The organism is Polyangium jinanense (genome assembly GCF_028435365.1).
Genome location: NZ_JAGTJJ010000001.1, coordinates 101,065 through 122,346, shown reverse-complemented (window position 1 = coordinate 122,346; position 21,282 = coordinate 101,065). Strand labels below are relative to the sequence as shown.

Annotated in this window: 19 protein-coding genes; 8 read left to right on the top strand and 11 right to left on the bottom strand. The window is 67.3% G+C overall.

Features of this window, described 5'->3' with window-relative positions; genetic code table 11:
- Genes KEG57_RS00435 through KEG57_RS00410 form a run of 6 tightly spaced genes read left to right on the top strand, consistent with a single transcriptional unit; the run spans position 1 to position 4,944 of the window.
- A complete protein-coding gene (locus KEG57_RS00435) occupies positions 1–381 on the top strand; it encodes a hypothetical protein (protein WP_272418660.1) in 381 nt (126 codons plus the stop codon).
- A 56-nt stretch (positions 382–437) separates the two neighbouring features.
- Positions 438–1,256: an SCO family protein gene (locus KEG57_RS00430; protein ID WP_272418661.1), complete on the top strand. Its 819-nt coding sequence runs from the start codon at positions 438–440 to the stop codon at positions 1,254–1,256.
- A complete protein-coding gene (gene coxB / locus KEG57_RS00425) occupies positions 1,253–2,341 on the top strand; it encodes a cytochrome c oxidase subunit II (protein ID WP_272418662.1) in 1,089 nt (362 codons plus the stop codon). Before KEG57_RS00430 ends, coxB begins: the two co-directional genes overlap by 4 nt.
- Positions 2,338–4,005 (top strand): cytochrome c oxidase subunit I, encoded by a 1,668-nt coding sequence (locus KEG57_RS00420; protein WP_272418663.1) that lies wholly within the window; start codon positions 2,338–2,340, stop codon positions 4,003–4,005. The genes coxB and KEG57_RS00420 overlap by 4 nt, the downstream gene beginning before the upstream one ends.
- Entirely contained in the window at positions 3,983–4,615 is a 633-nt protein-coding gene (locus KEG57_RS00415; protein ID WP_272418664.1) for a cytochrome c oxidase subunit 3, read from the top strand. Before KEG57_RS00420 ends, KEG57_RS00415 begins: the two co-directional genes overlap by 23 nt.
- A gap of 8 nt (positions 4,616–4,623) precedes the next feature.
- Positions 4,624–4,944, top strand: a complete 321-nt coding sequence (locus KEG57_RS00410) for a cytochrome C oxidase subunit IV family protein (protein WP_272418665.1) — start codon at positions 4,624–4,626, stop codon at positions 4,942–4,944.
- 10 nt (positions 4,945–4,954) lie between these two features.
- On the opposite strand, the gene KEG57_RS00405 is transcribed toward KEG57_RS00410, so the two are convergent.
- Both KEG57_RS00405 and KEG57_RS00400 read right to left on the bottom strand, forming a co-directional pair.
- The gene (locus tag KEG57_RS00405; RefSeq protein ID WP_272418666.1) at positions 4,955–5,692 is read right to left on the bottom strand and encodes an arginyltransferase; all 738 of its coding nucleotides are present in this window, start codon (positions 5,690–5,692) and stop codon (positions 4,955–4,957) included.
- Between the two features lie 83 nt (positions 5,693–5,775).
- Positions 5,776–7,566, bottom strand: coding sequence for a M61 metallopeptidase family protein (locus KEG57_RS00400; protein WP_272418667.1), 1,791 nt, complete (start codon positions 7,564–7,566; stop codon positions 5,776–5,778).
- A 109-nt stretch (positions 7,567–7,675) separates the two neighbouring features.
- Between KEG57_RS00400 and KEG57_RS00395 the strand changes: the two genes are divergently transcribed.
- Entirely contained in the window at positions 7,676–8,281 is a 606-nt protein-coding gene (locus KEG57_RS00395; RefSeq protein ID WP_272418668.1) for a hotdog family protein, read from the top strand.
- Here KEG57_RS00395 and KEG57_RS00390 read toward each other — a convergent pair.
- The 7 genes from KEG57_RS00390 to KEG57_RS00360 form a co-directional block, all read right to left on the bottom strand.
- Positions 8,252–8,932: a hypothetical protein gene (locus KEG57_RS00390; RefSeq protein ID WP_272418670.1), complete on the bottom strand. Its 681-nt coding sequence runs from the start codon at positions 8,930–8,932 to the stop codon at positions 8,252–8,254. The two genes, KEG57_RS00395 and KEG57_RS00390, sit on opposite strands and share 30 nt — an antisense overlap.
- Positions 8,933–8,989: 57 nt before the next feature.
- Positions 8,990–9,568, bottom strand: coding sequence for a hypothetical protein (locus tag KEG57_RS00385; RefSeq protein WP_272418671.1), 579 nt, complete (start codon positions 9,566–9,568; stop codon positions 8,990–8,992).
- Positions 9,569–9,702: 134 nt separating this feature from the next.
- A complete protein-coding gene (locus tag KEG57_RS00380) occupies positions 9,703–10,368 on the bottom strand; it encodes a hypothetical protein (protein ID WP_272418672.1) in 666 nt (221 codons plus the stop codon).
- Positions 10,369–10,707: 339 nt separating this feature from the next.
- The gene (locus KEG57_RS00375; RefSeq protein ID WP_272418673.1) at positions 10,708–11,784 is read right to left on the bottom strand and encodes a DNA-methyltransferase; all 1,077 of its coding nucleotides are present in this window, start codon (positions 11,782–11,784) and stop codon (positions 10,708–10,710) included.
- Positions 11,785–11,845: 61 nt separating this feature from the next.
- The gene (locus tag KEG57_RS00370; protein WP_272418674.1) at positions 11,846–14,125 is read right to left on the bottom strand and encodes a TonB-dependent receptor family protein; all 2,280 of its coding nucleotides are present in this window, start codon (positions 14,123–14,125) and stop codon (positions 11,846–11,848) included.
- Positions 14,110–15,534 (bottom strand): HTTM domain-containing protein, encoded by a 1,425-nt coding sequence (locus tag KEG57_RS00365; RefSeq protein ID WP_272418675.1) that lies wholly within the window; start codon positions 15,532–15,534, stop codon positions 14,110–14,112. Before KEG57_RS00365 ends, KEG57_RS00370 begins: the two co-directional genes overlap by 16 nt.
- Positions 15,527–16,840 carry an imelysin family protein gene (locus tag KEG57_RS00360; protein WP_272418676.1) on the bottom strand — a complete coding sequence of 438 codons (1,314 nt, stop codon included), beginning with the start codon at positions 16,838–16,840 and terminating at the stop codon, positions 15,527–15,529. Before KEG57_RS00360 ends, KEG57_RS00365 begins: the two co-directional genes overlap by 8 nt.
- A gap of 386 nt (positions 16,841–17,226) precedes the next feature.
- On the opposite strand from KEG57_RS00360, the gene KEG57_RS00355 reads away from it, so the two are divergent.
- On the top strand, positions 17,227–18,792 hold the full coding sequence (locus KEG57_RS00355; RefSeq protein WP_272418677.1) for a delta-60 repeat domain-containing protein: 1,566 nt from the start codon (positions 17,227–17,229) through the stop codon (positions 18,790–18,792).
- 13 nt (positions 18,793–18,805) lie between these two features.
- Here the strand turns inward: KEG57_RS00355 and KEG57_RS00350 are convergent, their stop codons facing one another.
- Both KEG57_RS00350 and KEG57_RS00345 read right to left on the bottom strand, forming a co-directional pair.
- Positions 18,806–20,119, bottom strand: a complete 1,314-nt coding sequence (locus tag KEG57_RS00350) for an MFS transporter (protein WP_272418678.1) — start codon at positions 20,117–20,119, stop codon at positions 18,806–18,808.
- A gap of 101 nt (positions 20,120–20,220) precedes the next feature.
- Positions 20,221–21,150, bottom strand: a complete 930-nt coding sequence (locus KEG57_RS00345) for an STAS domain-containing protein (RefSeq protein WP_272418679.1) — start codon at positions 21,148–21,150, stop codon at positions 20,221–20,223.
- Positions 21,151–21,282: the final 132 nt, after the last annotated feature.

Below are 21,282 nucleotides of genomic sequence, written 5' to 3'. Positions count from 1 at the left end.
ATGAGCCATCCCGAGCACGAAAAGCGTCACGGAATCGTCAGGCAGGAGGAGGACGTCCTCCCGCCGCGCCTGATCATGTACGCTGTCCTGGGTTCCATTGCGTTCGCCCTCGTGCTCACGGGGGTCTCCTACGTGCTTCAACGGTACCGCGAGGCCGAGCTCCGGCCCTCGGGGGTCTATCCCGAGGAGCACCTCGGCCCCATCAAGGAGCGCTCGAACGTCCACGAGGAGCTGTTTTCGAACCTCGGGCGAGGGCAGATCGTCCACCTCACGAAACGTCAATCGATCGAGCGATTCGAATGGGTGGGCGAGGATCGCAGCAAGGTGCAAGTCCCGATTGACGTGGCCATGGACCTCGTCGTGAGCGGCGCGGGTCGGTAGCGGCATCGAAGGAGCGCCGCGCCCTCTGGGGGCGTGGGCGTTAGGGGGAGCTCTTGGTGAGACGATTCGGCTGGGCCATGGCCCTCTCCATGATGCTCGCGGGCGCGCCGGTCGCCGCCGCGGAGGAGACGCGCGCGCTCCCCATGGCGGCAAGGCAGGCGGACGTCGACGAGCGCCTCGGCGGCTACGTTCCGCGCGATATCGTCCTGCGCGGCGAGCGCGGGGAAGAGGTGAAGACGGGCGAGCTCCTCGCGGGCGATGTCCCCGTGCTCCTCGTGCTCGCTTATTACCGCTGCCCGATGCTCTGCCCGCTTTTGCTCACGGGCGTTTCGAAGGGCCTCGCGGAGGCGGGGTATACGCCCGGCGAGGATTATCGGCTCGTCACGGTCAGCATCGATCCGGAGGATACGCCGACCGATGCCGCGAAGCGCAGGGATGCGCTCGCCGAGAAGCTCGGCGCGAAGCCGGAAAGCCTGCGGTTCCTCGTGGGGACGGCCGAGGCGTCGCGCGCCGTGGCGGACGCCGTGGGCTTCCGTTATGGCTATGATTCCTCGACCGAGCAATATGCGCACCCGGCGGTCGTCACGGTGCTCGCGCCGGGCGGGCGCATCTCGCGGTACCTCTACGGGCTCGAGCCCTCCGCGTGGGATTTGCGGCTCGCCCTCGTCGAGGCTGCGGCGGGCAAGGTCGGCACGATCGTCGATCGCGTGCTCGTCACCTGTTATCGCTACGACCCGGCGACGCGAAGGTACGGGCCGTACATCACCGGGTTTCTCCGCATTGGATCGCTCCTGATTCTGTGCACGGTCGGAACGACCCTGGGCATGTTGTGGCGCCGGGATCGGCGCCGGGGACGAGGGGGTGAACCCCGATGAACGAGCTGCTCCGTACGATCCTGTTTTTGCCGCGGCAGGCGTCCACCATTGCCGAGGAGATCGACAAGCTCCATTATTTCGTCATCATCATGACGATGGGGGGCGCCTTGCTGGTGACCCTCATCGGCGGGTGGTTCTTGTTCCGCTATCGCCGCACGGCCGTCCAGAAGCACCCGTCGCGCCGCGTGCCCGAGGCGACGCCGGCCATCTGGCTCGAAGCCGTGGTCGTGGTCGGCCTCTTCGGCATGTTCATCGTGTGGTGGGTGATCGGATTCTGGCAATTCATGACCATCCGCGTCCCGCCGGAGAACGCGCTCGAGATCTACGTCACGGGCAAACAATGGATGTGGAAATTCGCGTATCCAGAGGGCGCGAACTCCATCTCGACGCTGTACGTCCCCGCCGGGCGGCCCGTGAAGCTGATCCTCACCTCCCGTGACGTCATTCACAGCTTCTTCGTGCCGGATTTCCGGCTGAAGCAGGACGTGCTCCCGGGGCGACTCACCACGCTCTGGTTCGAGGCGAAGGAGCCGGGCCGGTACGACATCCTGTGCACGGAGTATTGCGGCGTCAGCCACTCGACCATGCGCGGCGAGGTCATCGCGCTCCCGCCCGAGGAATACGAGCGCTGGCTGCAAGGCAAATCGCCGGAGCCGGCCGTGGCGGGCCCGGTCGACCTGCGCCCGTCCTCCGTCACGGAATACGCGCCGCCGGAGCCCCTGAGCATGGTTGAACAGGGAAAACGGGCCGCGGCCGAGCTCGGCTGTTTTCGCTGCCATACCATCGACGGCACGCCGCACCTCGGTCCGACCTGGGCGGGCCTCTACGGCACCACGGTCCCGCTCGAAGGCGGCGGCAGCGCGAAGGTCGACGAGGCGTATATCACCGAGTCGATGATGGATCCGTTCGTGCACGTTCACGCGGGGTATCAGCGCATCATGCCGAGTTTCCTTGGCCAGATTCGCCCGGCCCAGGCGGGCGCCATCATCGAGCTCATGAAGAGCCTGCGTGACGTGCGCCCGAAGCCAGGCGCGACGCCCTGGGGCACGGTCACCGTTCCGGAGACGCAGGAGGGGGTGCAATGAGCCAAGCGACCATCGACGCCGATGAAAGGCCGGAATCGCTCGGCGTCGGCGCGGACCATCCGGATTATCTGCGCGCGGACAGCGGCCTGCGCTCGTGGCTCCTCACGAAGGACCACAAACGCATTGCCCTGATGTTCTACGTGGGCGTGATCCTCTTTTTGGGGCTCGGCGGCGTCTTTGCCCTCGTGCTCCGCACGGAACTGCTCACGCCCGAGCAGACCTTCATCGACGCGAATACGTACAACCAGATGTTCACGCTCCATGGCATCACCATGGTCTGGTTGTTCATGATCCCGGCCATTCCGACGGTCTTCGGCAACTTCGTCCTGCCGATCATGCTCGGGGCCAAGGATCTCGCGTTCCCGCGCATCAACCTCGCGAGCTTCTACGTCTACGTCCTCAGCGCGATCATCCTGCTCGGGGCCATGCTCGCGGGCGGCGCGGACACCGGCTGGACGTTTTACGTGCCGTACAGCACGACGTCGCCGACGGCCGTCACCTGGATGGGGATCGGCATTTTCGTGAACGGCATCTCGTCGATCATGACGTCGGTCAATTTCATCGTCACGACGCACACGTTGCGCGCGAAGGGCCTGAGCTGGCACCGGATGCCACTTTTCGTGTGGGCCTCGTATGCGACGAGCATCATCATCCTGTTCGCGACGCCCGTGCTCGGGATGTCGCTCATCCTGATCGCGCTCGATCACGCGTTCGGCCTCACGCTCTTCAATCCTCGGTACGGCGGCGACCCGGTGCTCTTCCAGCACCTCTTCTGGTTCTATTCGCACCCGGCCGTGTACATCATGATCCTCCCCGCGTTCGGGGTGATCAGCGAGGTCGTCTGCTCGTTCTCGCACAACCAGCCGGCGAGCTACCGGGCCATCGCATACTCGTCGCTCGGCATCGCGTTCATCGGCTTCTTCACCTGGGGCCACCACATGTTCGTGGCGGGCCTCAGCGAGTTCGACGCGGGCGTCTTCGGCGCGCTCTCGATGTTCGTCGGGATCTTCTCGGCGATCAAGGTGTTCACCTGGGTCGCGACGCTGCGCGGGGGTGCGATCAGCTTCGCCACGCCGATGCTGTATTTCCTGTGGTTCCTCTTCCTGTTCGTCTTCGGCGGGATGACGGGCGTGGCCGTGGCGACGCAATCGCTCGACGTGCACTGGCACGACACGTATTTCGTCGTCGCCCACTTCCACTTCATCATGGTCGGCGGGACGCTGACATCGTTCCTCGCCGGGGCGCATTACTGGTTCCCCAAGATGTTCGGCAGGCTCTACGACGAGCGCGTCGGCCTCTTGACCTCGGTCGCCGTGTTCATCGGGTTCGTGTTCACGTTCTTGCCCCAGTTCCTCCTCGGTAACGGCGGCATGCCGCGGCGGTATTTCACGTATCCCGAGCGATACCAGTGGCTCAACGTGCTCTCGACGGGCGGCGCCTGGCTGCTCGGGGCGGGGCTCATCCTCGCGCTCGGTAACCTCCTCGTCGCGCTGAAATGGGGCAAGCGCGCCGGGCCGAACCCCTGGGGATCGCGCAGCTTCGAGTGGATCACCGCGTCCCCGCCGTCGAAGCACAACTTCGAGGAGACGCCCGAGATCGAGCGTTCGGCCTACGAATACACGCTCTCCGAGGAGGTGGCCCGTGAGCGCGCAAAGGCTCGTTGAGCAATTCGAGACCCTCGAAAAGCAGGACCACGCCGCGCGGCTCGCGATGTGGATGTTCCTCGGCAGCGAGACGCTGCTCTTCGGGGCCCTCTTCGCGGCCTACGCGTATTACCGCGCGATGTACCCGGCCGGGTTCGTCCAGGCGCTCCACCACAACAGCGTGGCGCTCGGGACGACGAACACGGTCGTGCTCATCACGTCGAGCTTCACGGTGGCCCTGGGCGTCCATTTCATTCGGGAAAACAAGGCCCGCCTCGCCGCCGGGCTCCTCGCCCTGTCGACCGCGTTCGGCGCCGTCTTCCTCGTGGTCAAGGGCTTCGAATACGCCCACCACATTCACGAGAACGCGCTCCCCGCCGGGATGTACTCGTTCGTGGAGCAGCCGCCGGCCGGCGTGGTCCTCGGGTACACGCTCTACTGGTTCATGACGGCCCTGCACGGCCTGCACGTGATCGCCGGCATGATCATGCTCGCCGCGGTGGCCGTGCTCTGCTTGAAGGGGAGATACGGCACCCATCGCTACGTCGCCGTCGAGAATGTCGGCCTGTATTGGCACCTCGTCGACGTCGTCTGGATTTTCCTCTGGCCCCTCTTCTACCTCACGGATTGAGAGGCGACATGATCAGCGCGCACGTCACCACACCCAAGCTCATCGGCTCGTGGATCGCCCTGCTCGTGCTGACGTTCCTGTCGTTCGGGATCTCGCGCCTCGGCCTCGGCGAAGCGGAGCTCGTCATTGCGCTCGCGATCTCGGTCGCGAAGACGTTCGTCGTGCTGTTCATCTTCATGCACCTCGTCGAGCAGCGCTTCGCGAACAGGCTGATCGTCATTCTGACGTTCCTGTTCATCGCGCTGCTCGTCGCGCTCACGGCCGCCGATCCGTTGACCCGCAAGACGTTCCCGCCGCGGCCCGATCCTGCCGCGCACCCCTATCCGTGATTCGGAGAATTCACTCCTCGGTCCGCGTCCAACGCGGCGGCTCTCCGTCCGCGGGCAAACGCGGCAGGATCTCCTGCGGGTGGAACGCCGCCTTGTAACGTAAGGACGGGCAGCCCGCGACGCGATATCCGAGATAGACGTAAGGTTTGCCCTGCCTCTGGGCGATCTCCACGAGCGCGAGCACGTTGCCCACGCCGGGCGAGCGCCAGGCATAGGCGGGATCGTAAAAACAATACACCGCGCTCCAGGCGCGCGGCGTCTCGTCGCAGATGCCGATCGCCACGAGGCGCCCGCCGGCCTCGTCGTCGTAATACGCGACCTCGCGCGCGGACGGGTGCGGGAACGCGAATTGATAGAAATAATCGCGCGAGGTCAGCTTTCCCGGCGTCCATTCCCGCGCGCGCTCCCGGTCGGCGTGCCAGGTGTGATAGAGGGCGATCCGATCCGCGTCGACGCGCGGCGGCCCGACCACGATACGAAACTCCGCGCCGCGATTGCGCGCGCGGCGCTGGCTGCGGCTCGGCTTGAACTCGCTCGCGAGGATACGCGTCGGGACGCACGCGGCGCAGGACGGGCACACGGGGCGGAAGTAATCGGGACCGAAGCGGCGGACGCCTCGCTCGAGCAGGGTGTCGAGCTCTTCGGGATCGACGTCGAGCAGGATGTGATGTTCGAGCGATGCGCGCTCGTTCGGGATGTACGAGCAGGCGCGCGGGGGTTCGACGATGTGCTGAATCAGGCGGGCCATGGACGCGATCGGGCTCGGCAGCAGTGTCGCACGGACGGATAGCGCTTCACCAGAGCCCGGTCACGCGAGGCTGTCCGGCTGCTTTATTTGGTGCATTTTTCGTCGGGCACGTCCTTGCGCCGCGACCAGCCGCGGCCGCTCGCGGAGGGCCCGGCAGGCCGGTATTTCGCGTTGATGCGGTCGTCGCCCCGCTGCACGACGATCGTCACCGGCACGTCGCTCCGCCCCGCCGAGGTCAAGCCTTCGACGAGCTCGTCGCCCTCGCGCAAGCCCGCCTTCGCCGCAGGTCCGTCCGGACGAACCCCCACGAGTACGGGCGGGATTTTCGCGCGCGTCGCGGCCTCGTCGAAGCCGAGGTCGTACCGCTCGTAGCGCCGCGTTTCCCTGCGGAAACAAGGGCCGAGCGCGTTGTCGGGCAGATCGAGCTTGCCCCCGCGCTCGATCGCCTCGGCGAAGACCTCGACCTCGGCCGGGCTGATCTCGGCCGTGAGGGCAGAGGTCCACGCCGAGACGGGCAGCGGGCCGCGTCGCTCCTTGGCCTTCGCGTAGAGCGCGCGCAGGACCTCCTGGAGGCTCTTCTGGCCGCCGCTCTTCGCTCGGATCGCAGCGTCGACATGCAGCGCGTAAAGCGCCCCGCGCGCGACGAGCAGCGGCACGACGCCGGGCTCGCGGAAGCTCTTCGCGAGCGCCGCGTTCCCCTCTTTGCTGCGTGGCGACGTCGCGATCACGGACTCGAGCCCGTTCACCTCGTCGGCCACTTCGAGCGGCGTCACGAGGCCGAACCGAAAGAGCATGTCCCGCGCGAGGTGTCGCACGACGCCTTCGGCGAACCACGCGCCCTCGGCTTGACGCGCCGGATCTTCGGGCCCGATCCAGAGCCGCTCGCCGACCCACGCGCGGAGCATCTCCACCGAGGTCGCGATGCGCAGCGGCCCCGACCAGGGTTCGCCCACGGCGACGTGCAAGAGCACGCTGCGCGTGCGTCGCGCCGCGACGAACCTGCCGACGGGGCCGGGCTCGGGCACGATGAGGAACGTTTGCGGGATCGGGCTGCGCTCGCCGAAGAGCTCACCTGCGGCGGTGCGGAACGCGGCGGTGTCCGCGGAGACGGGGCGCGGATCGAAGGCGGTGTAGCCGAACCACGCGGCCTCGTCGTGCCCTTCGAGCGTGTCGAAGACAGCCGTGCCCATGCGGCCCGTGACCATCACCGCGCCGCGCAGCTCGTCCGCGGTCGTGTTCACCTCGCGCGACGCGCCGATGCCGAAGCTCGTCGCCGCGCCGCTCACGGAGGCGCCGCTCTCCAGCGTACCGTAGGGGCTCAAATCGATTTCGAGCTTCACGGCGAGGCGCAGATCGCGCGCGGCGTCGGGCAGGAGGAGCGCGTCGCCGGTGACCTCGAGGCGGTCGGGATCCGAGAGCAGGAAAGGCAGTTTTCCCGGCGTCACGCGCGACTCGACGGTGTACACGAGGCGAAGCTCGCCCTCGGGGGCGCGCGCGAGCTCGATCGCGACGTGATCCGGGTGCGGAGCCGGGCGCGCGTCGATCGTCCCGCGCGCGTCGCGCGCCTCCTTCATTCGAAAGGCCTTCGGATCGGGCGTGCGTATCGAGAACGTGCGGCCGGGGAACGCGCCGGCGCCGCGGAACGCGAGCGTCACGTCGATCGCGGCCGCCGCGGGGACGGGACGGATCGTGACGTCGAGGCCGGGTCCTTCGCGCGTCGGAGAAGCCGCGGGAGACGCGGGGACGGGTTTGGCGCCGGAGGTTTTCACGCGCTCGTTCGTGGGCTCGGGGCAGCGGGAAGGCGCGTTCGGGGGAGGCGTCGTGCAAGCGGCGGCGGCGAGGGCGAGCGCGAGGACGAACGAGCGAGAGCGCATACGGGAAAGCGAGAATACGGGTTATCCCCGGGGTTGACGAGGGCCAGCCGGGGCGGCGCATGGCCTGGGCTTTTGCCCGGCGTGGAGCTGTGCGATAGTCGTCTCGCGCATGGCCCAGACGAAAACGGACGTACTCCCCCTCGGCGCGGCTGTCGTGATGCTCCTCCTGCCGCAGCGGCCGCCGCTCTTGCTCGTGGATCGGATCGAGGGGTATTCACGCGCGCCCCGCCCCACGCTGCATGCGTCGCGCGCGGTGAGCGTGAACGAGCCGTTTTTCTCGGCCGAGCTCCCGACGCCGCCCATGCTGCCGCGGGCGCTCGCGCTCGAGGGCATCGTGCAGGCGGCGAACATGCTGCAGATCTTCGTGGCCGTGCAGCGCGAGCTCGAAGCAATCGGCCGGAACGCATCCGAGCTCGTGTCGGCGCTGCGCAACGCGGACGTCGGATACCGCCTCGAAACCGGCTTCACGCCGGGCCTCGGCGAGGACATCCTGGCCGCGATCACGATGGCGGGCCCCATGCGCACGGGCGCGATCGGCGCGAGCCAGCTCCGCTTCTTGCGCAACGTCTTTCCGGGCGACGTGCTGAGCTACGAGATCCGGCTCATCCGCGAGGGCGCGGACGTGCAGCATTTCGAGGCCGATGTCGAGGTGCGCGGGCAGACGGTGGCGCAGGGGATGCTTTCGTTATCGAAGGTCGAGGGGATCCTGCGGTGACGAGGGCGACGCGTCGGGCGTGATCGCCGGGGTCTCGATCGCGTACGCGCACTGATCGTTCAGCGATTGCTCCCACGCGGAGAGGTACGCGCCCTCCGTGTACGTGCGGCACTGCTGTCCCTCCGGATCGGCGTAGCTCTGCGTGACCTCGCCGAAGCGCGACTCGCAGCAGGATTCGAATGCCGCGCCGCAAAGCGACGGCGGCTTGCGGGGCAGGTAGTCGGTCACGCCCAGGCCATCCAGGGCGATGGAGAGATGGCAATAGAGCTCAGCGCCGATCTCGCCGACGATCTTCCCCTCGCTGCAACAATAGGCGCTGCACCGGCCCCAGACGCCATGCAGCGCCTCGTAAATGCCCTGGACCGTCCCGGCGTATTCGCAGATCGCGCGGGGGTTGTTCCGTAGCCCGCGCGGCGATCGGCGCGCTTTCCTCATCATGCGTTCCGCGACGCGGTCGAGGCGCTCGCAGACATGGGCGTGCTCGACCTCCTCCCGCGCGATGGCGCGCCCGGGGCCGCGGCCCGCCTCGAAGCCCGCCTTCTCCGCGGAGCCCCGGCATTTCCGAGGGACGAAGGGGGGCTCCGCCCAGGCCTCCGGCGCGTGTCCGAGGCCAACGATCGACGATGCGAGCATGGCTGCAAGGATCTTCATGGGAGGTTTTTCCGTAGTTCGAGGAGGATCGCCGGACGTGGGCGAAGCCCGGGGTGGCTATTCGCCGGTGCAGGCCAGCGAGCGGAACCTGTCCGGTGGATTCGTGCTCATCAGTTCGCCGCAGGTATTTCGCGCCGACTGGTCGAACTGGCGGCGACACTGCATCCGGGCGGCCGCGCCGCAGACGCGGCGGGGACCCGAGGAGAACTGCTCCACCGGAATCGAGAGGCCCCCGAGCGCGCAGTACGTATGGGCCGCATAATCGCCCACGGCCCAGTCCTGCTGCAGGACGCAGGTGCGGCAGGAGCTGTCGATCGCCGCGATCGCGTCGTAGTAGCCGTCGTGCATGCCGCTCATGCGGCAGGCGACCATCATGCTCGTGGTCGGGACCGCTGCCTCCGCGAAGGTGCTACGCACGATTTCGCGGAAATCCCGGAGCTTGCTGCAGCGATTGATCCGGCTCCAGGCGCGCTGCAGGAGGCTCTGGCCGTTCTGGTACCCGACCTCGTACATGCGCTGCAACGTGTCGGTGTCGCAGGCCGGGGGCGGCGCCGCAAAGGCAGGACGCGCGCCCGTCGCGACCAGAGAAAGCATTGCGACACCGAAAAACATACCGAATTGTCCGCGCTTCTTCATTTCGTCCTCCCCTCACAGACACAGAACCTCGACAAGGGGCTCGCCCTGCAATCTCGGCGCCGTCCCAGGCTGCGCGAGACCCTCGCGCAGCCTGGGCTTCCGTGCTCCGGGCGTGCCTTTCGCTTCCCGTTCCGCTACTCCGCGGGCGTGTAAAGCGCGATGTTCATCCGGCTCCAGAGCTCCGCCAGCCGGATCTCCGGGCTATCCGCGGGCGCGAGGGCCCCGATGCTGATCGGAGGCGGCGCGTAGCAGGCGTTGTTCATCTCGGTCCTGTACGAAGCCTCGAACATCCCTCGCGTGTACGGGCCGCAGCCCGGGTAGCTCTGAGCAGTGGCGAAGAACGTCGTCTCGCACGTGAGCCTCATGTTGATCCCGCAGATCCCGAGGGGCCCTTGAATGAATTGAGGCGCGGGGGCGATGCCGCCGAGAGCGATGGAAATCAAGCAATAAAGTCTCGCCATGACGTCGCCGATCTGCTCGCCGGTCTGGATACACTGGTTCGTGCACGTGTTGTCGATATCCAGGAGCTTCTGGAAGATGCCGTCGCCGGTTCCGCCGATGCGGCAGGCGGCGAGCCTCCCCGAGCCCGGGGCCACACTGAGCAGATCCAGTGCATCCTCGATCAGGTTGTAGAAGGACTCGAGCGCGAAGCAATCGTTCACCTGCGCCCAGGCCCGCGCCGTGAGGCTACGGCCATTGGCGACCCCCACGTCGTACATCGTCGCCGCAGAGCCCGAGTTGCAGCCGGGAGGCCGGGCGAAGGCCGCGGCGGAGCCCAGCGTCAGGCCGATTCCCACCATTGCACCCAGCATTCCTGAACGGCACTTCATTGCACACCCCCCCTGCTCGCCCTGCGAGCGCTTCGGTCCCCCATCACGAGGCTCTACTGTTTCGCCATCCACTCCAGGGTCTTTTCGGCAGACGACGACCCAGCGACCTCTCGCATGCACTTAAGAGAGGCATCCGTCCCGGTCAACGAGCGAGCTCTCGAATGTCTCTATCGGGCCATGTGCGCGGAGACGGATGAGGGAAGGGCGTCCTCGACGCCGCGGGAAAGCGCGCGGGATTCGTTCAGGGGATTCGAGCGCGTCCGGGGGCCATGGGACGCCTCCTCGAATCGAGGCGACATCCGACGCGGCTCAAGCCACCCGCGGCCGATTCTCTCGCTCGCCCGTCCTTCCGGCGTCCGTGCGCACGAGCGGCTTCGGCCGACTCTCCGCGCAATCGACGATCTCCCAATCGATCGCCTCGCCGAACGCGCGCCCGAGCCGCTCCTCGACGACACGCCTCGACTCGGGGCTCCGGTCGATCCCGAGGAAGCGACGCCCGAGCCGCGTGGCCACGCTGAGGGTCGTCCCCGAGCCGCAGAAGGGATCGAGCACGACGTCGCCCTCGTTGCTGGCGGAGAGGACGACACGTTCGAGCAGCGCCTCGGGCTTTTGCGTCGGATAGCCGAGCCGCTCTTTGCCCTTCGCCGCGATCACGCCGATCTCCCAGACGTCGGAGAGCGGCGGCCCTTTCGTCTCCTCGTCCGAGACGCCGGGCTTTCTGTGCCCGGCGGAGAAATCCGCGCGCTGCTTTTTCGTGCCGAACGTCTTTTTCGTGGACTCCGCGAGCTCTTCGTACCCGTAGAGCGCGTGGAACGTATGCTCGTTCGAGGCCTCGCGCGTGTAGAAGAGGAGCACGTCGTGCATGCGCTGGAAGCGCCGCGCGCGGGCGGGCCAGCGGCGGTAGCGCCAGATGATCTCGTTGCGGAAGCACTCCGGCCCGAAGACCGCGTCCATCAGGATCTTGAGGTAATGGCTCGCGGTGGGGTCGCAATGCAAAAAGACGCTGCCCGTGGCCCGGAGGACGCGGCGCATCTCGACGAGACGAGGCGCCATCATGGCGAGGTAGGCCATCATGTCGCACGGGCCGAGGAAGCCGTGGAGGCCCGCGAGCGCGCGCCCGACGGGCTCGCCCTGGGCGACGAGGGCCGCGAGCGCGCGCGCGGCGGCATCGCCCCAGGACCACGTATCGTCGAACGCGACCGCGCCAGGTTCGTCCGCCGCGACACCTGTGTAGAGGTGGTACGTCCTTCCGCTTTGAAACGGGGGATCCAGGTAGACCAGATCAACCGACGCGTCCGGGACGTGCTCCCGCAGGACGTCGAGGTTGTCGCCGATGAAATAGGCGCCGCGGCGCGCGGGCGGGAGGGGCGAGGGTTGGCTCGACATGAGGGGGCGAACGGCTCCTAGCAGGGAGCGCGGGCGCGGGCCAAGATGTCGGCAGGGACGTTCAGAAGTCGAGGCGCGCGCCCGCCTGTAGCCAGCGCGGAGCGCCGGGGCGAGCGCCATAAGGACGGCGGGAGGCGATGTAGGCGTTGTCGAGCAGGTTCCGTCCGAGCGCGTAAATCGTCAACCATTTCAGGGGACGGACGTTCACGGAGGCGTCGAGGAGGAAATAATCGTCCGTCGCCGTGCCCGGCGCGGGTTCGCCTTGCGAGGCGAGCTCCCGCATGCGGCTCGTGTACGTGCAGCCCACGTTCACGCCCCAGCGCGGCGTCTCGACGCCGATCGACGCCGCGACCTGGTGCTTCGGGACATACGGCAGCTCGTCGCCCGCCTCGACGTCGCCGAAGATGGGATCGGTGGATTGGAAGGTGTTCGTGAACTGCGCGTTCGTATAGGTCCAGCTCAATCGGCCGGGGAGCGCGAGGTTTTCCCGCAGCTTGATCTCGCTCTCGGCATACGCTTCGAAGCCGAGTACGCGCGCCTGTCCGCCGTCGGTCTGCTGGTCGAGGTTCTCCTGCACGCAGCCCGAGGAGAAGGAGCACAGGTTCGTGAGGTTCTTGTAATCGCTGTAGAAGCCGATGATCTCGGCGCGCACGCGCTTCGGCGCCCAGCGTACGCCGGCCTCGTAGTTCCAGCTCTTCTCGGGCCGGACGAGGTCGTTTTGCCCCGGCGGGATGGGGGAGAAGCCCTGATGCACGCCGAAGAGAAGTCCGAAATCGCGCGGCAATGCAAGGAAGACGCCCGCGCCGGGGAGGACGACCTGCTGGATGGTCAGGTTCTCTTCACCCGTGAGGTGATTCTCGAGCACGCTGCGGATCGATTCGAGCCGCGCGCCGGCCGTGAGGGTGAGCGGGCCCCAGGTCGCCGCGTCGGTCGCGTACATCGAGAGGGCGTGGGTGTACGCGTCGTTGTCGGCGGTCGTCTCCGTGGGGCGCCCCTCGGGGATCGGGTTGCCGCCCTCGATCAGGAAGCCGTCCTGGGTATGCTGGCGGCGGATCGAGTCGTAATGGAGGCGGACGCCATACTCGATCCGGTGGGAGATCGGGCCCGTTTTGGGGCGCCACGACACGGTGGATTGGAGGCCTTGCGAGACGAACGTCCGGTCGTTCGGCCCGATCATGAGCGTCTCGTCGTCCGTGCTCGGGGCGATGGCGCCCGTGAGGACGCCGTAGTAGAGGGCATTGCGCGGATCGGTGGGGTTCGAAAGGACGTCGGCGACCGAGGTGCCGCGGAACCCGTTCACCTTGCGCCAGGCCCGATGCAGGTCGTGGCGATAGGCGATCGTCGTGACCTCCAGGTTCGGGCGGAAGCGCGCGCGGTGCGTGAGCTGGAATTGCGTGCGGTTCCATTCCATGCGATCGAGCCGGCTCGCCCCGTAACGGCGATACGGCGTCGCCCGGAAGTCCGCATCGCTGAGGCCCAGGTACGTCTCGTTCGAGAGTTCGTTCTGGTAGCCCACCTTGAGCTCGAGCTCGTTCACCACAGAGCCCACGGGATCGAAGGTGTATCGCCCCTTCATCATGACGTCGGTCCGGGCAAACCCGGTGTCGCCGCCCCCGTCGAGCTCCTTGAACCCATTGTTCGCGACGTGCACGGCTTCGAGGAGGACGCCGTATTTGTCGTCGGCGATTCCTTGTCGCGCGTGCACCTTGCGGAACATGTACTGGCCGAACGAGACGTCGAGCATGCCGCGACGCTCGGAGGGAATGGCGGCCGTGGTCATGTCGATGGCGCCGCCGACCGTATGCGGGCCATAACTGATTGCCGAGGGGCCCTTCACCACGCGCACCGCATCCATGCGGCCGATGAGCGGGAAGTAATACGCGGCGGGCGCCGAGTAGGGCGCCGGCCCGAGGAGGACGCCGTCCTCCATGATCGTGACCTTCTTGCTTCGATCGGAGACGGCGCCACGAATGCCGATGTTCGGGCGCAAGCCGAAGCCGTCCTCCTCGCGGACGTAGACGCCGGGGACGGCGAGCAGGATCTTGTGGGGATCGTCGTACTTGAAGCGCTGGAGCTGCTTCGTCGTCACCACGTGCGCCGAGCCGCTCGTCTGCTGGAGGCGCGTGCCGACGACCGAGATTTCAATGGGGGGAGGAGGCTCGGCGTTTTTCGCATTCGGATCCTCCGCCGCAGCGTTTGGCGGCGAGCCCTCGGGCGGCGGGGCGGCTTCGGGCGGCGGCAGAGGCGGCGGTTCGCCTTGGGTCTGGGCGAGCGCCGCGGGCGAGAACGAGAGCAAAAGGAGCGCGGGGAGCGTCGTGCGTCGAATCAGGGGCGATGCCATGCCAGGGACTCGAGGTGAATGGGAGGTGCCGTGGGGACGGGCCGGATCCAGGTGGCCTTGGCGAGCCCGTCGGAGATGGACGCGAGATCGACCGTCGGATCGATGAGCAGCTCCGCCGGACGGCCATTGAGGGATACGGGCGCGTGCGCCCGGACGATCGGGCGCACGCCCTCGCGCGCCTCGAAATCAAGAGCGATCTGTTGCGCGAGCCGCAGGATGAGGTCGGGCTGCGTGGAGAAATCGCGCTCCTGCCTGCCATTGAGGTACTTGCGCGGGGGGACCTCCTGGGTGCGGCCCGTCCGCGGGTCCGTCACGAGATACGTGACGCTCCCGTTTTTCTCGCGGAGCATGACGCGCCAGGAAAACCGGATTCCCTGCTCGTGCCAGAGGACGTTGCCCCCATAGAGGTGCGTCCGGAGGGGCCAGAGGAGCTGGAAGGCGCAATAACAGGCAGCCACCGCGACGCGCGCGCCGAAGAAGCGGGGGAGGGGCGCGGCGGCGGGCGCGGGCAGGGCAGGGGCGGGCGCGGAGGCGCGGCGGCGGAAGAAACGGGCGAGGTTCCGCGGCCAGCTTGGCGAGAAAAACACGAGCGCCGCGACGACCATGATCGCCGGGAACATGCCGATCGGAAAGAGGAGTTTTGTAACCCCGTGGAAGAAGAGGACGACGGCATACGCGGCGACGCGGGTCCTCGGCGTCAGCAAAAAAGCCACGACGGTGAGGTCGAAGAGGCAACCGGCCCAGCTCATGGCGAAGGCGACCCAGCGCTCGCCGAGCAGCGGTCCGATGATCGGCAGGTACGTGCGCGACGAGAGCCAGATGTTGAGCGGCTGCGCGTGGAGGAGCCAATCGCTGTTGACCTTCGCGAGGCCCGCGAAGAAGTAGACGGCGCCGACCTGGACGCGGAGCAGATACGTGCACCACGCTGGCAAGGTCGCGCTCCTTTGCTTGGGGAAGAGCCAAGCGTCCACCGAATACGCGCGGTGGAGGGGCATGAAGGAGAGGAGGAGCGCGAGCAGGCTGACGAGGTAGTAATGGTTGAGGTAGTTCGTGACGTCGAGGAGCTGGACGTAGGTGAAGCCGAGCAGGAAGAGGACGATCGCGGCGCGATAAAGGAAGCCGACCGCCACGCACGCGCTCACCACGGCGAGCGCTACGAAGAGCGCGTGCATGCCCCGCGCGGAGAGCGGCGCGAGCCAATCGAAACCCCAGTAGGACAGGAAAAACCGGGGTTTTACGAAGAACTCGTCCACCCAGCCATACGCGAGGAAGCGGATCGCGCTCACGCAGCCGAGGACACCGAAGCAGAATCGGAACGCGGCAAGTGCCGCGGCGTCCTCGGGGCGGAGGAGGAGGGACGCGAGCCGCGCGAGGCGGCCCGGGGGGACCGCTTCGGCTCGTTCAGTCATTGTCCCCTTCCACGATCTGCGGGAGCTCGAGATCGAGCACCGTGACGAACTCGGTCTTGAGGCTGTCGGTGATTCGCTTCACGGCGTCGTGGAGCTGCTTCACGCTCTCGGGGGTTTCCGCGATGGCCTGGGCGAGATCGTCGGCCGGGATGGCATCGGCCGCGGCGATGGCGGCATTCACGTCCGCGTTCATTTTCTCGGCGAGCGCGGTCGCGCCGATCGCGACGAGCACGTCGTCGAAGCCCACGCCCTCGCCGTCCTTGCAGCCGCTCATCAGCATGCGGAAGCCGACGAGGTTGTTTCGCACGTGCGGCCGCGATCGGCGGGCGAAGCGGGATTCGACGGCCTCCGGGCAGGTCGCGTTGCTGCAATCCAGGATGCCGAGCGGACGCGCGAGCTTCAGGTCCTTCACGTGCGTCTCGACGTGGAACATCGCATCGCTCACCGCATTGAGGGCCATCTGCTCCGTCGTGTAGACCGAGCCGTTCTTGCCCGGGTCCCTGAGTTGCGCGGCGAAATCCCCATCGCCCGGACGCCAGGCGCCGAGGAGCTTGCCAGCCATTGCGGCGATGCCCGTCGAGACGGACGACGCATACGCGGCCTTTCGCGAGGCGAGCTCGTCTGCGCTCAGGGCGGCCCACGAGCCCGTGGCGTTGATGCCCGTCGCGGGGCTGCAGGCGTTGTCCGTGCCCGTGTAGAAGAGGAGGTATTCGGCGGCGGCGAGGCCACGCATGTTGATGAGCGCGGTGGTGCCGAAATCGGGCGCCTCGTACGCCTTCGAAACGATGTTTTGCTCGACGAGGCAACGGCTCACGAGCGGCCAGGAGTAAAGGGTGTCCCGCAGGCCCTGGCCGCCGGGCGTGTTCGTGGGGCCGCCGGGGCCGAACTGGAAGGGCTCGGCGCGTTGCCAGAGGTCGATGGCTTTGACCCACGCGGCCTGCGCCTCGACGCGGCCCGCGGGGTTCATCTTGGCTTCGGCGGCCTCCGTGGCGAGCTCCTCTGCGGCTTTCTGGAATGCGTCGAGGAGCTCGAGGTTGCACGTGGCAATGGCGTCGAGCAGCGTCGCGCGGGTCACGGTGTTCATTCCGCCCGTCGGATCGCCGCTGCTGCCGCCGGTCGAGGACGAGGCGGTCGTGGAGCCCGCATTCGAATCCGGCGGGGGACGGCCCGTCGAGTAAAATGCGATTCGCTCGCAGCCTGCGACGAGGCCCACGGCGAAAATACCCCCGAGGAGCGCGCGCGCGACGCTCCCGCCTTGCAACCACCTCCTGGGAGGCGGAGCGCTCACCTGCGATTCCTTTTGCATGGACATCCTCTTCCGGTTCGAAGCTTGGTCCCGAGCAGGAAGGCGGATGTTAGCACGCTTGTCGAACTTGAAAACTACTTTCAACTTCTGCCGAAACGAAGCATGCTCCTTGGACGGAGTTCGGTAGGCTCGGTTCGTTGGAGCACCAAATTTATGTAAATTGGCTCGCTTTCCAGTTCGTTGCTGCCCCAAGGATCTGTGAAACAGCTCTCTTTCGGCGGAAAGAGCGGCGATCGGGGGGCGATTTCAGGTTGACATGCTGCAGGCGGTGAATTACCCAGCTATCGTTGTTGAAAATGTCTTTCATTTTCCTTTTCAGGTCAGGGCGTGAGGTTGCTGGGCACCACGCCGGGCACGACCGAAAGGAACATAAGGAGGATCGTCGAATGAACGCGAATACGGGAGCCATCCGCCGCGCGTGGGCGCGAAACACGTACCTCGTTCCCCTCTCGGGCTGCCTGCTGCTCGGCGCGCTCGCGATCGGCTGCGGGGACGACGGCCCGACCAATACGAGTGGCTCGGGAGGCCAAGGCGCGACGGGTGGAACGGGCGGGATGGGCGGGACGGGCGGCGTCGGCGGGACGGGCGGCGTCGGTGGCGTCGGTGGCGCAGGCGGCGCGGGCGGCGCAGGCGGCGCAGGCGGCGCCGGTGGAATGGGCGGCGCGGGCGGCGGGGGCGGCTCCGAGGAGGCGAAGCCCGTGACCGTGCCCATTTCGGAGATGGGGCACGATCGGCTGTACGGCGTGGCGTTCGACGCGCAGGGCAACATCTACGCGACCGGCAACACGGCGGCGAGCACGGCCGCGGACGCAGATTTCTCGACGATCGTCGTGAAATTCTCGCCGAGCGGGGAGGTCGATACGACGTTCGGCGACAAGGGCATCGCGACGCACAACGTGGCCGTCGGGACGAACGGCGAGGTGACGCGCGGGATCGTGGTACAATCGACGGGGAAGATCGTCGTCGCCGGCACGGTGGAGCACGTGGGCGCGGCGGACGCGCGGGATCGCGATATCGCGGTGACGCGGTTCAACGCCGACGGGACGCTCGATACGAGCTTCGGGACGAACGGTGTCGCGCTGCTCGATCTGAGCGAAGGCGAGCTCGTGGGCAATACCTACGTCGCGGATACGCAGTGGGGCCTCAACGTCTATTCGGACGATCGGCTGCTCGTCGTCGGCGCGCAGAAGGCGCCCGGCCGCACGGACACCGATTTCGCCGCGGTGCGCCTGAGCGCCGACGGGGCGATCGACAATGGCTTCGGGACGAACGGCGTCGCGCTGCTCGACATCGCCCAGCAGAACGCGACCCCGAAGTCGGGCCGCATTCTCGCTGATGGCAGCGTAATTCTCGCCGGGTACAACCGGGACGCGGACAACATCGTGTCCCCCGTGATCTACAAGCTCGACGGCGCCGGTAAGCTCGACACGACGTTCGGCGTGGGCGGCGTGTTCAACCAGATCGTGCTCGCCTCGGTCGCCGAGGCCTACGACGTGGTGCCGCAAGGGTCGAACTTCGTGACCGTGGGGTACGGCTCGAATGGCGGTAACGATAACCTCGACTGGCTGTCGCTGCGCATCACGGGCGACGGCAAGCTCGATACGACGTACGGCCAGAATGGGTTCGTCCGCGTCGACCTGGCCGGCAACAACGACAACGGCCGCGCGCTGATCAGCCTCGGCGACAAGCGCTCGCTGCTCGTAGGTGGCGGGAGGCCGGCGGCCGACAACGTCGACGCGATGGTCTCCGTGCTGACCGAGAACGGGGCGGTCGACACGACGTTCGCGCCGAACGGCTGGAAGCAATACGATCTCGGCGGGTCGGCCGATATGTTCTGGGGCGTGGCGCTGTCGCCCGACCAGAAGCACGCGGCAATCGTCGGGACGAAATCCGTGGGCATGGGCCCCGGGAACGACGACGGCGTGCTGCTCCTCCTGCCCGTCGGGAACTGACGTCGCCGTCCCGTCATTGCTTGTTCGTCGTCTGGCCGAGGCCCGAGGCGATCTCGGGCAGGATCCCGAGCCTGACGTAGATCGGCCGCGCCGCGCGGCGCAGCGCGGGCAATTTCCGTAAAAAGATCGCCACGCCGACGAGCGTCACGAAGCCGCCGAGCCGCACCGTCATCGGCGCGCCGACACGCGCGCCGAGCCAGCCCGCCGAAAGGCTCCCGAAGGGGGCCATGCCGAAGAACGCCATCGTGTAAAAGCTCATCACGCGGCCACGTTTGTCCTCGTCGACGAGCGTTTGTAGCAGCGTATTGCTCGCCGCCATCTGCACCATCATGCCGCCGCCGACCACGACCATGAGCACGATGGAGACGGGCAGCCATTTCGAGAACGAGAATGCGACGAGCCCCGCGCCGAAGAGCGCGCCCGCGATGACCAGCATGCGCCCGAGGCCGAGCACGCTGCGTCGCGACGCGAGGAGAAGCGCGCCCGCGACAGCGCCGATGCCCGAGGCGCCCATGAGGAGCCCGAGGGAATGGGGGCCGCCGCCGAGGACGCGCGCGGCGAAGATGGGCATGAGCACGGTGTACGGCACGCCCGCGAGGCTCACGAGCGCGAGCAGGAGCAGAATGGCTCGAACGGGCGCGAACGAGGCCACGTAGCGGAGGCCTTCGCCGAGATCCGCGAGGATGCGGCTCCGCGCGGCCGCCGGCGCCGCGGGCCGCAAGCGCATCATGAGGAGCGACGCGAGGACGGCGAGATAGCTGATGGCGTCGATCAAAAAACAAGTTCCCTCGCCGACGGCCGCGATGAGCACGCCGGCGACGGAAGGGCCGAGCAGGCGAGCGGCATTGACCATGGAGGAGTTGAGGGCGATCGCATTCGCGAGATCCGCTCGATCCTCCACCATTTCGACGACGAACGCCTGCCTGGCTGGTGTATCGAAGGCGTTGATGATCCCCTGGAACGCCGAGAGCACGAGCACGTGCGCGACCGTGATCGTGTGGGTGAGCGAGAAGAACGCGAGCAGGGCCGATTGCACCATCGCGAGCACTTGCGTGACGACGAGCATGCGGTGGCGGCTCGAGCGGTCGACGAGCACGCCTCCGAACGGGGCGAGGAGGAACGTCGGGATCTGGCCCACGAAGCCGACGAGCCCGAGCATCAGCGCGGAGTCCGTCAGCCGATACACGAGCCAGCTCGTGGCGACGCGGGTGAGCCACGTGCCGATGAGCGAGATACCCTGCCCGAAGAAAAAAAGCCGATAATTGCGGTGCAGAAGCGCCCGGCCCATGGCCCTCAGCGTCGATTCGCCGGGCACTTTCGGGCTCACGAGGCGGATCCCTCATGTGTACAGGCGCGCATCATGCGTGGTCGTGGATGAGCAACAAGCACGCCAGCGCCGGCGCGAGGTCGGCCTCCCGCGCTCTCGCCTCAGGCTGCGCGGCCGCGCGAGAGCCGGAATGCATGCGTGATCGCCGCCTGCAAATTCGCGCAGGTGACGAAGCCCGAGAAGTCGGCGCCGATGTCCACGAGGGTGCGCGCCACCTCGGAGCGAATGCCGCTCAAGATCATCTGCGCGCCGAGCAGGCGCACGGCGTGCGCGGTCCGGACGAGCGCGGCCGCCACCTGTTCGTCGAGGTCGACCACGCCGGTGACGTCGAGGATGGCCACGCGCACGCGCCCGCCGCTGATGCCCGTGAGGAGCACCTCGAGCACCCGGTCGGCGCGGTTCGCGTCGATCGCGCCGATGAGCGGCATGGCCACGACATCGTCGCGGATCGGGACCAGGGGCGTGGAGAGCTGGCGCAGGCGCTCCTCGCTGGTCTGCAGCGCCTCGAAGGCCCGCTTCTGCTCGGTCATGTCGAGGATCTGCGAGATGAAATGGACCGGCGCGCCGTCCTCGTCGCGCACGAGGGCGACGTGGAGCAGGACGTGGATGATCGAGCCGTCCCGGTGGATGTACCGCTTCTTGAGCTTGTAACGCGGGATCTCGCCGCGGATGGTCTTGCCGACGAGCTCGATGTCGGTCTCCAGGTCATCGGCGTGCGTGATGTCCTGGAAGCGGAGCGCGAGGAGCTCCTCGGGCGTGTATCCGAGCATCTCGGCGAGCGCGCGATTGACGCTGATGAACCGCCCTTCGAGGCTGACGGTGGTCAGCCCGATGGGCGCGCAGTCGAAGATCTGCTGGAATCGCTCCGCGTTGAGGTACCGCTCCCGGTCGGCGAGCGCGTGTTCCTCGATGAGCAGGCGCGCCTCCTCGACCTGGGCGCGGAGCGCCTGGTTCTCGGCGAGCAGCTCGGTATTGCGGCGCTCCAAATCGGCGTAACTGGGCGCACTGTGGCTGAGGATGTTGGTGCTCATGGTCCCGGTGCGGCGAGGAATGTCAGCCCAGGATACACCCCCTTGCGCGCCTCAGGAACTGTCTGAATTTGTAATGTTTAATACGACATGATCTGCGGTTGCAGAAGCCGTGTGGTGTTACTTTCTGCCAAA

Excerpts from the sequence above, each read along its gene's own strand:
- KEG57_RS00435 (WP_272418660.1), top strand. The coding sequence starts at position 1 with ATGAGCCATCCCGAGCACGAAAAGCGTCACGGAATCGTCAGGCAGGAG.
- coxB (WP_272418662.1), top strand. The coding sequence starts at position 1,253 with ATGAACGAGCTGCTCCGTACGATCCTGTTTTTGCCGCGGCAGGCGTCC.
- KEG57_RS00420 (WP_272418663.1), top strand. The coding sequence starts at position 2,338 with ATGAGCCAAGCGACCATCGACGCCGATGAAAGGCCGGAATCGCTCGGC.
- KEG57_RS00410 (WP_272418665.1), top strand. The coding sequence starts at position 4,624 with ATGATCAGCGCGCACGTCACCACACCCAAGCTCATCGGCTCGTGGATC.
- KEG57_RS00405 (WP_272418666.1), bottom strand. The coding sequence starts at position 5,692 with ATGGCCCGCCTGATTCAGCACATCGTCGAACCCCCGCGCGCCTGCTCG.
- KEG57_RS00400 (WP_272418667.1), bottom strand. The coding sequence starts at position 7,566 with ATGCGCTCTCGCTCGTTCGTCCTCGCGCTCGCCCTCGCCGCCGCCGCT.
- KEG57_RS00395 (WP_272418668.1), top strand. The coding sequence starts at position 7,676 with ATGGCCCAGACGAAAACGGACGTACTCCCCCTCGGCGCGGCTGTCGTG.
- KEG57_RS00390 (WP_272418670.1), bottom strand. The coding sequence starts at position 8,932 with ATGAAGATCCTTGCAGCCATGCTCGCATCGTCGATCGTTGGCCTCGGA.
- KEG57_RS00385 (WP_272418671.1), bottom strand. The coding sequence starts at position 9,568 with ATGAAGAAGCGCGGACAATTCGGTATGTTTTTCGGTGTCGCAATGCTT.
- KEG57_RS00380 (WP_272418672.1), bottom strand. The coding sequence starts at position 10,368 with ATGGTGGGAATCGGCCTGACGCTGGGCTCCGCCGCGGCCTTCGCCCGG.
- KEG57_RS00375 (WP_272418673.1), bottom strand. The coding sequence starts at position 11,784 with ATGTCGAGCCAACCCTCGCCCCTCCCGCCCGCGCGCCGCGGCGCCTAT.
- KEG57_RS00370 (WP_272418674.1), bottom strand. The coding sequence starts at position 14,125 with ATGGCATCGCCCCTGATTCGACGCACGACGCTCCCCGCGCTCCTTTTG.
- KEG57_RS00365 (WP_272418675.1), bottom strand. The coding sequence starts at position 15,534 with ATGACTGAACGAGCCGAAGCGGTCCCCCCGGGCCGCCTCGCGCGGCTC.
- KEG57_RS00360 (WP_272418676.1), bottom strand. The coding sequence starts at position 16,840 with ATGCAAAAGGAATCGCAGGTGAGCGCTCCGCCTCCCAGGAGGTGGTTG.
- KEG57_RS00355 (WP_272418677.1), top strand. The coding sequence starts at position 17,227 with ATGAACGCGAATACGGGAGCCATCCGCCGCGCGTGGGCGCGAAACACG.
- KEG57_RS00345 (WP_272418679.1), bottom strand. The coding sequence starts at position 21,150 with ATGAGCACCAACATCCTCAGCCACAGTGCGCCCAGTTACGCCGATTTG.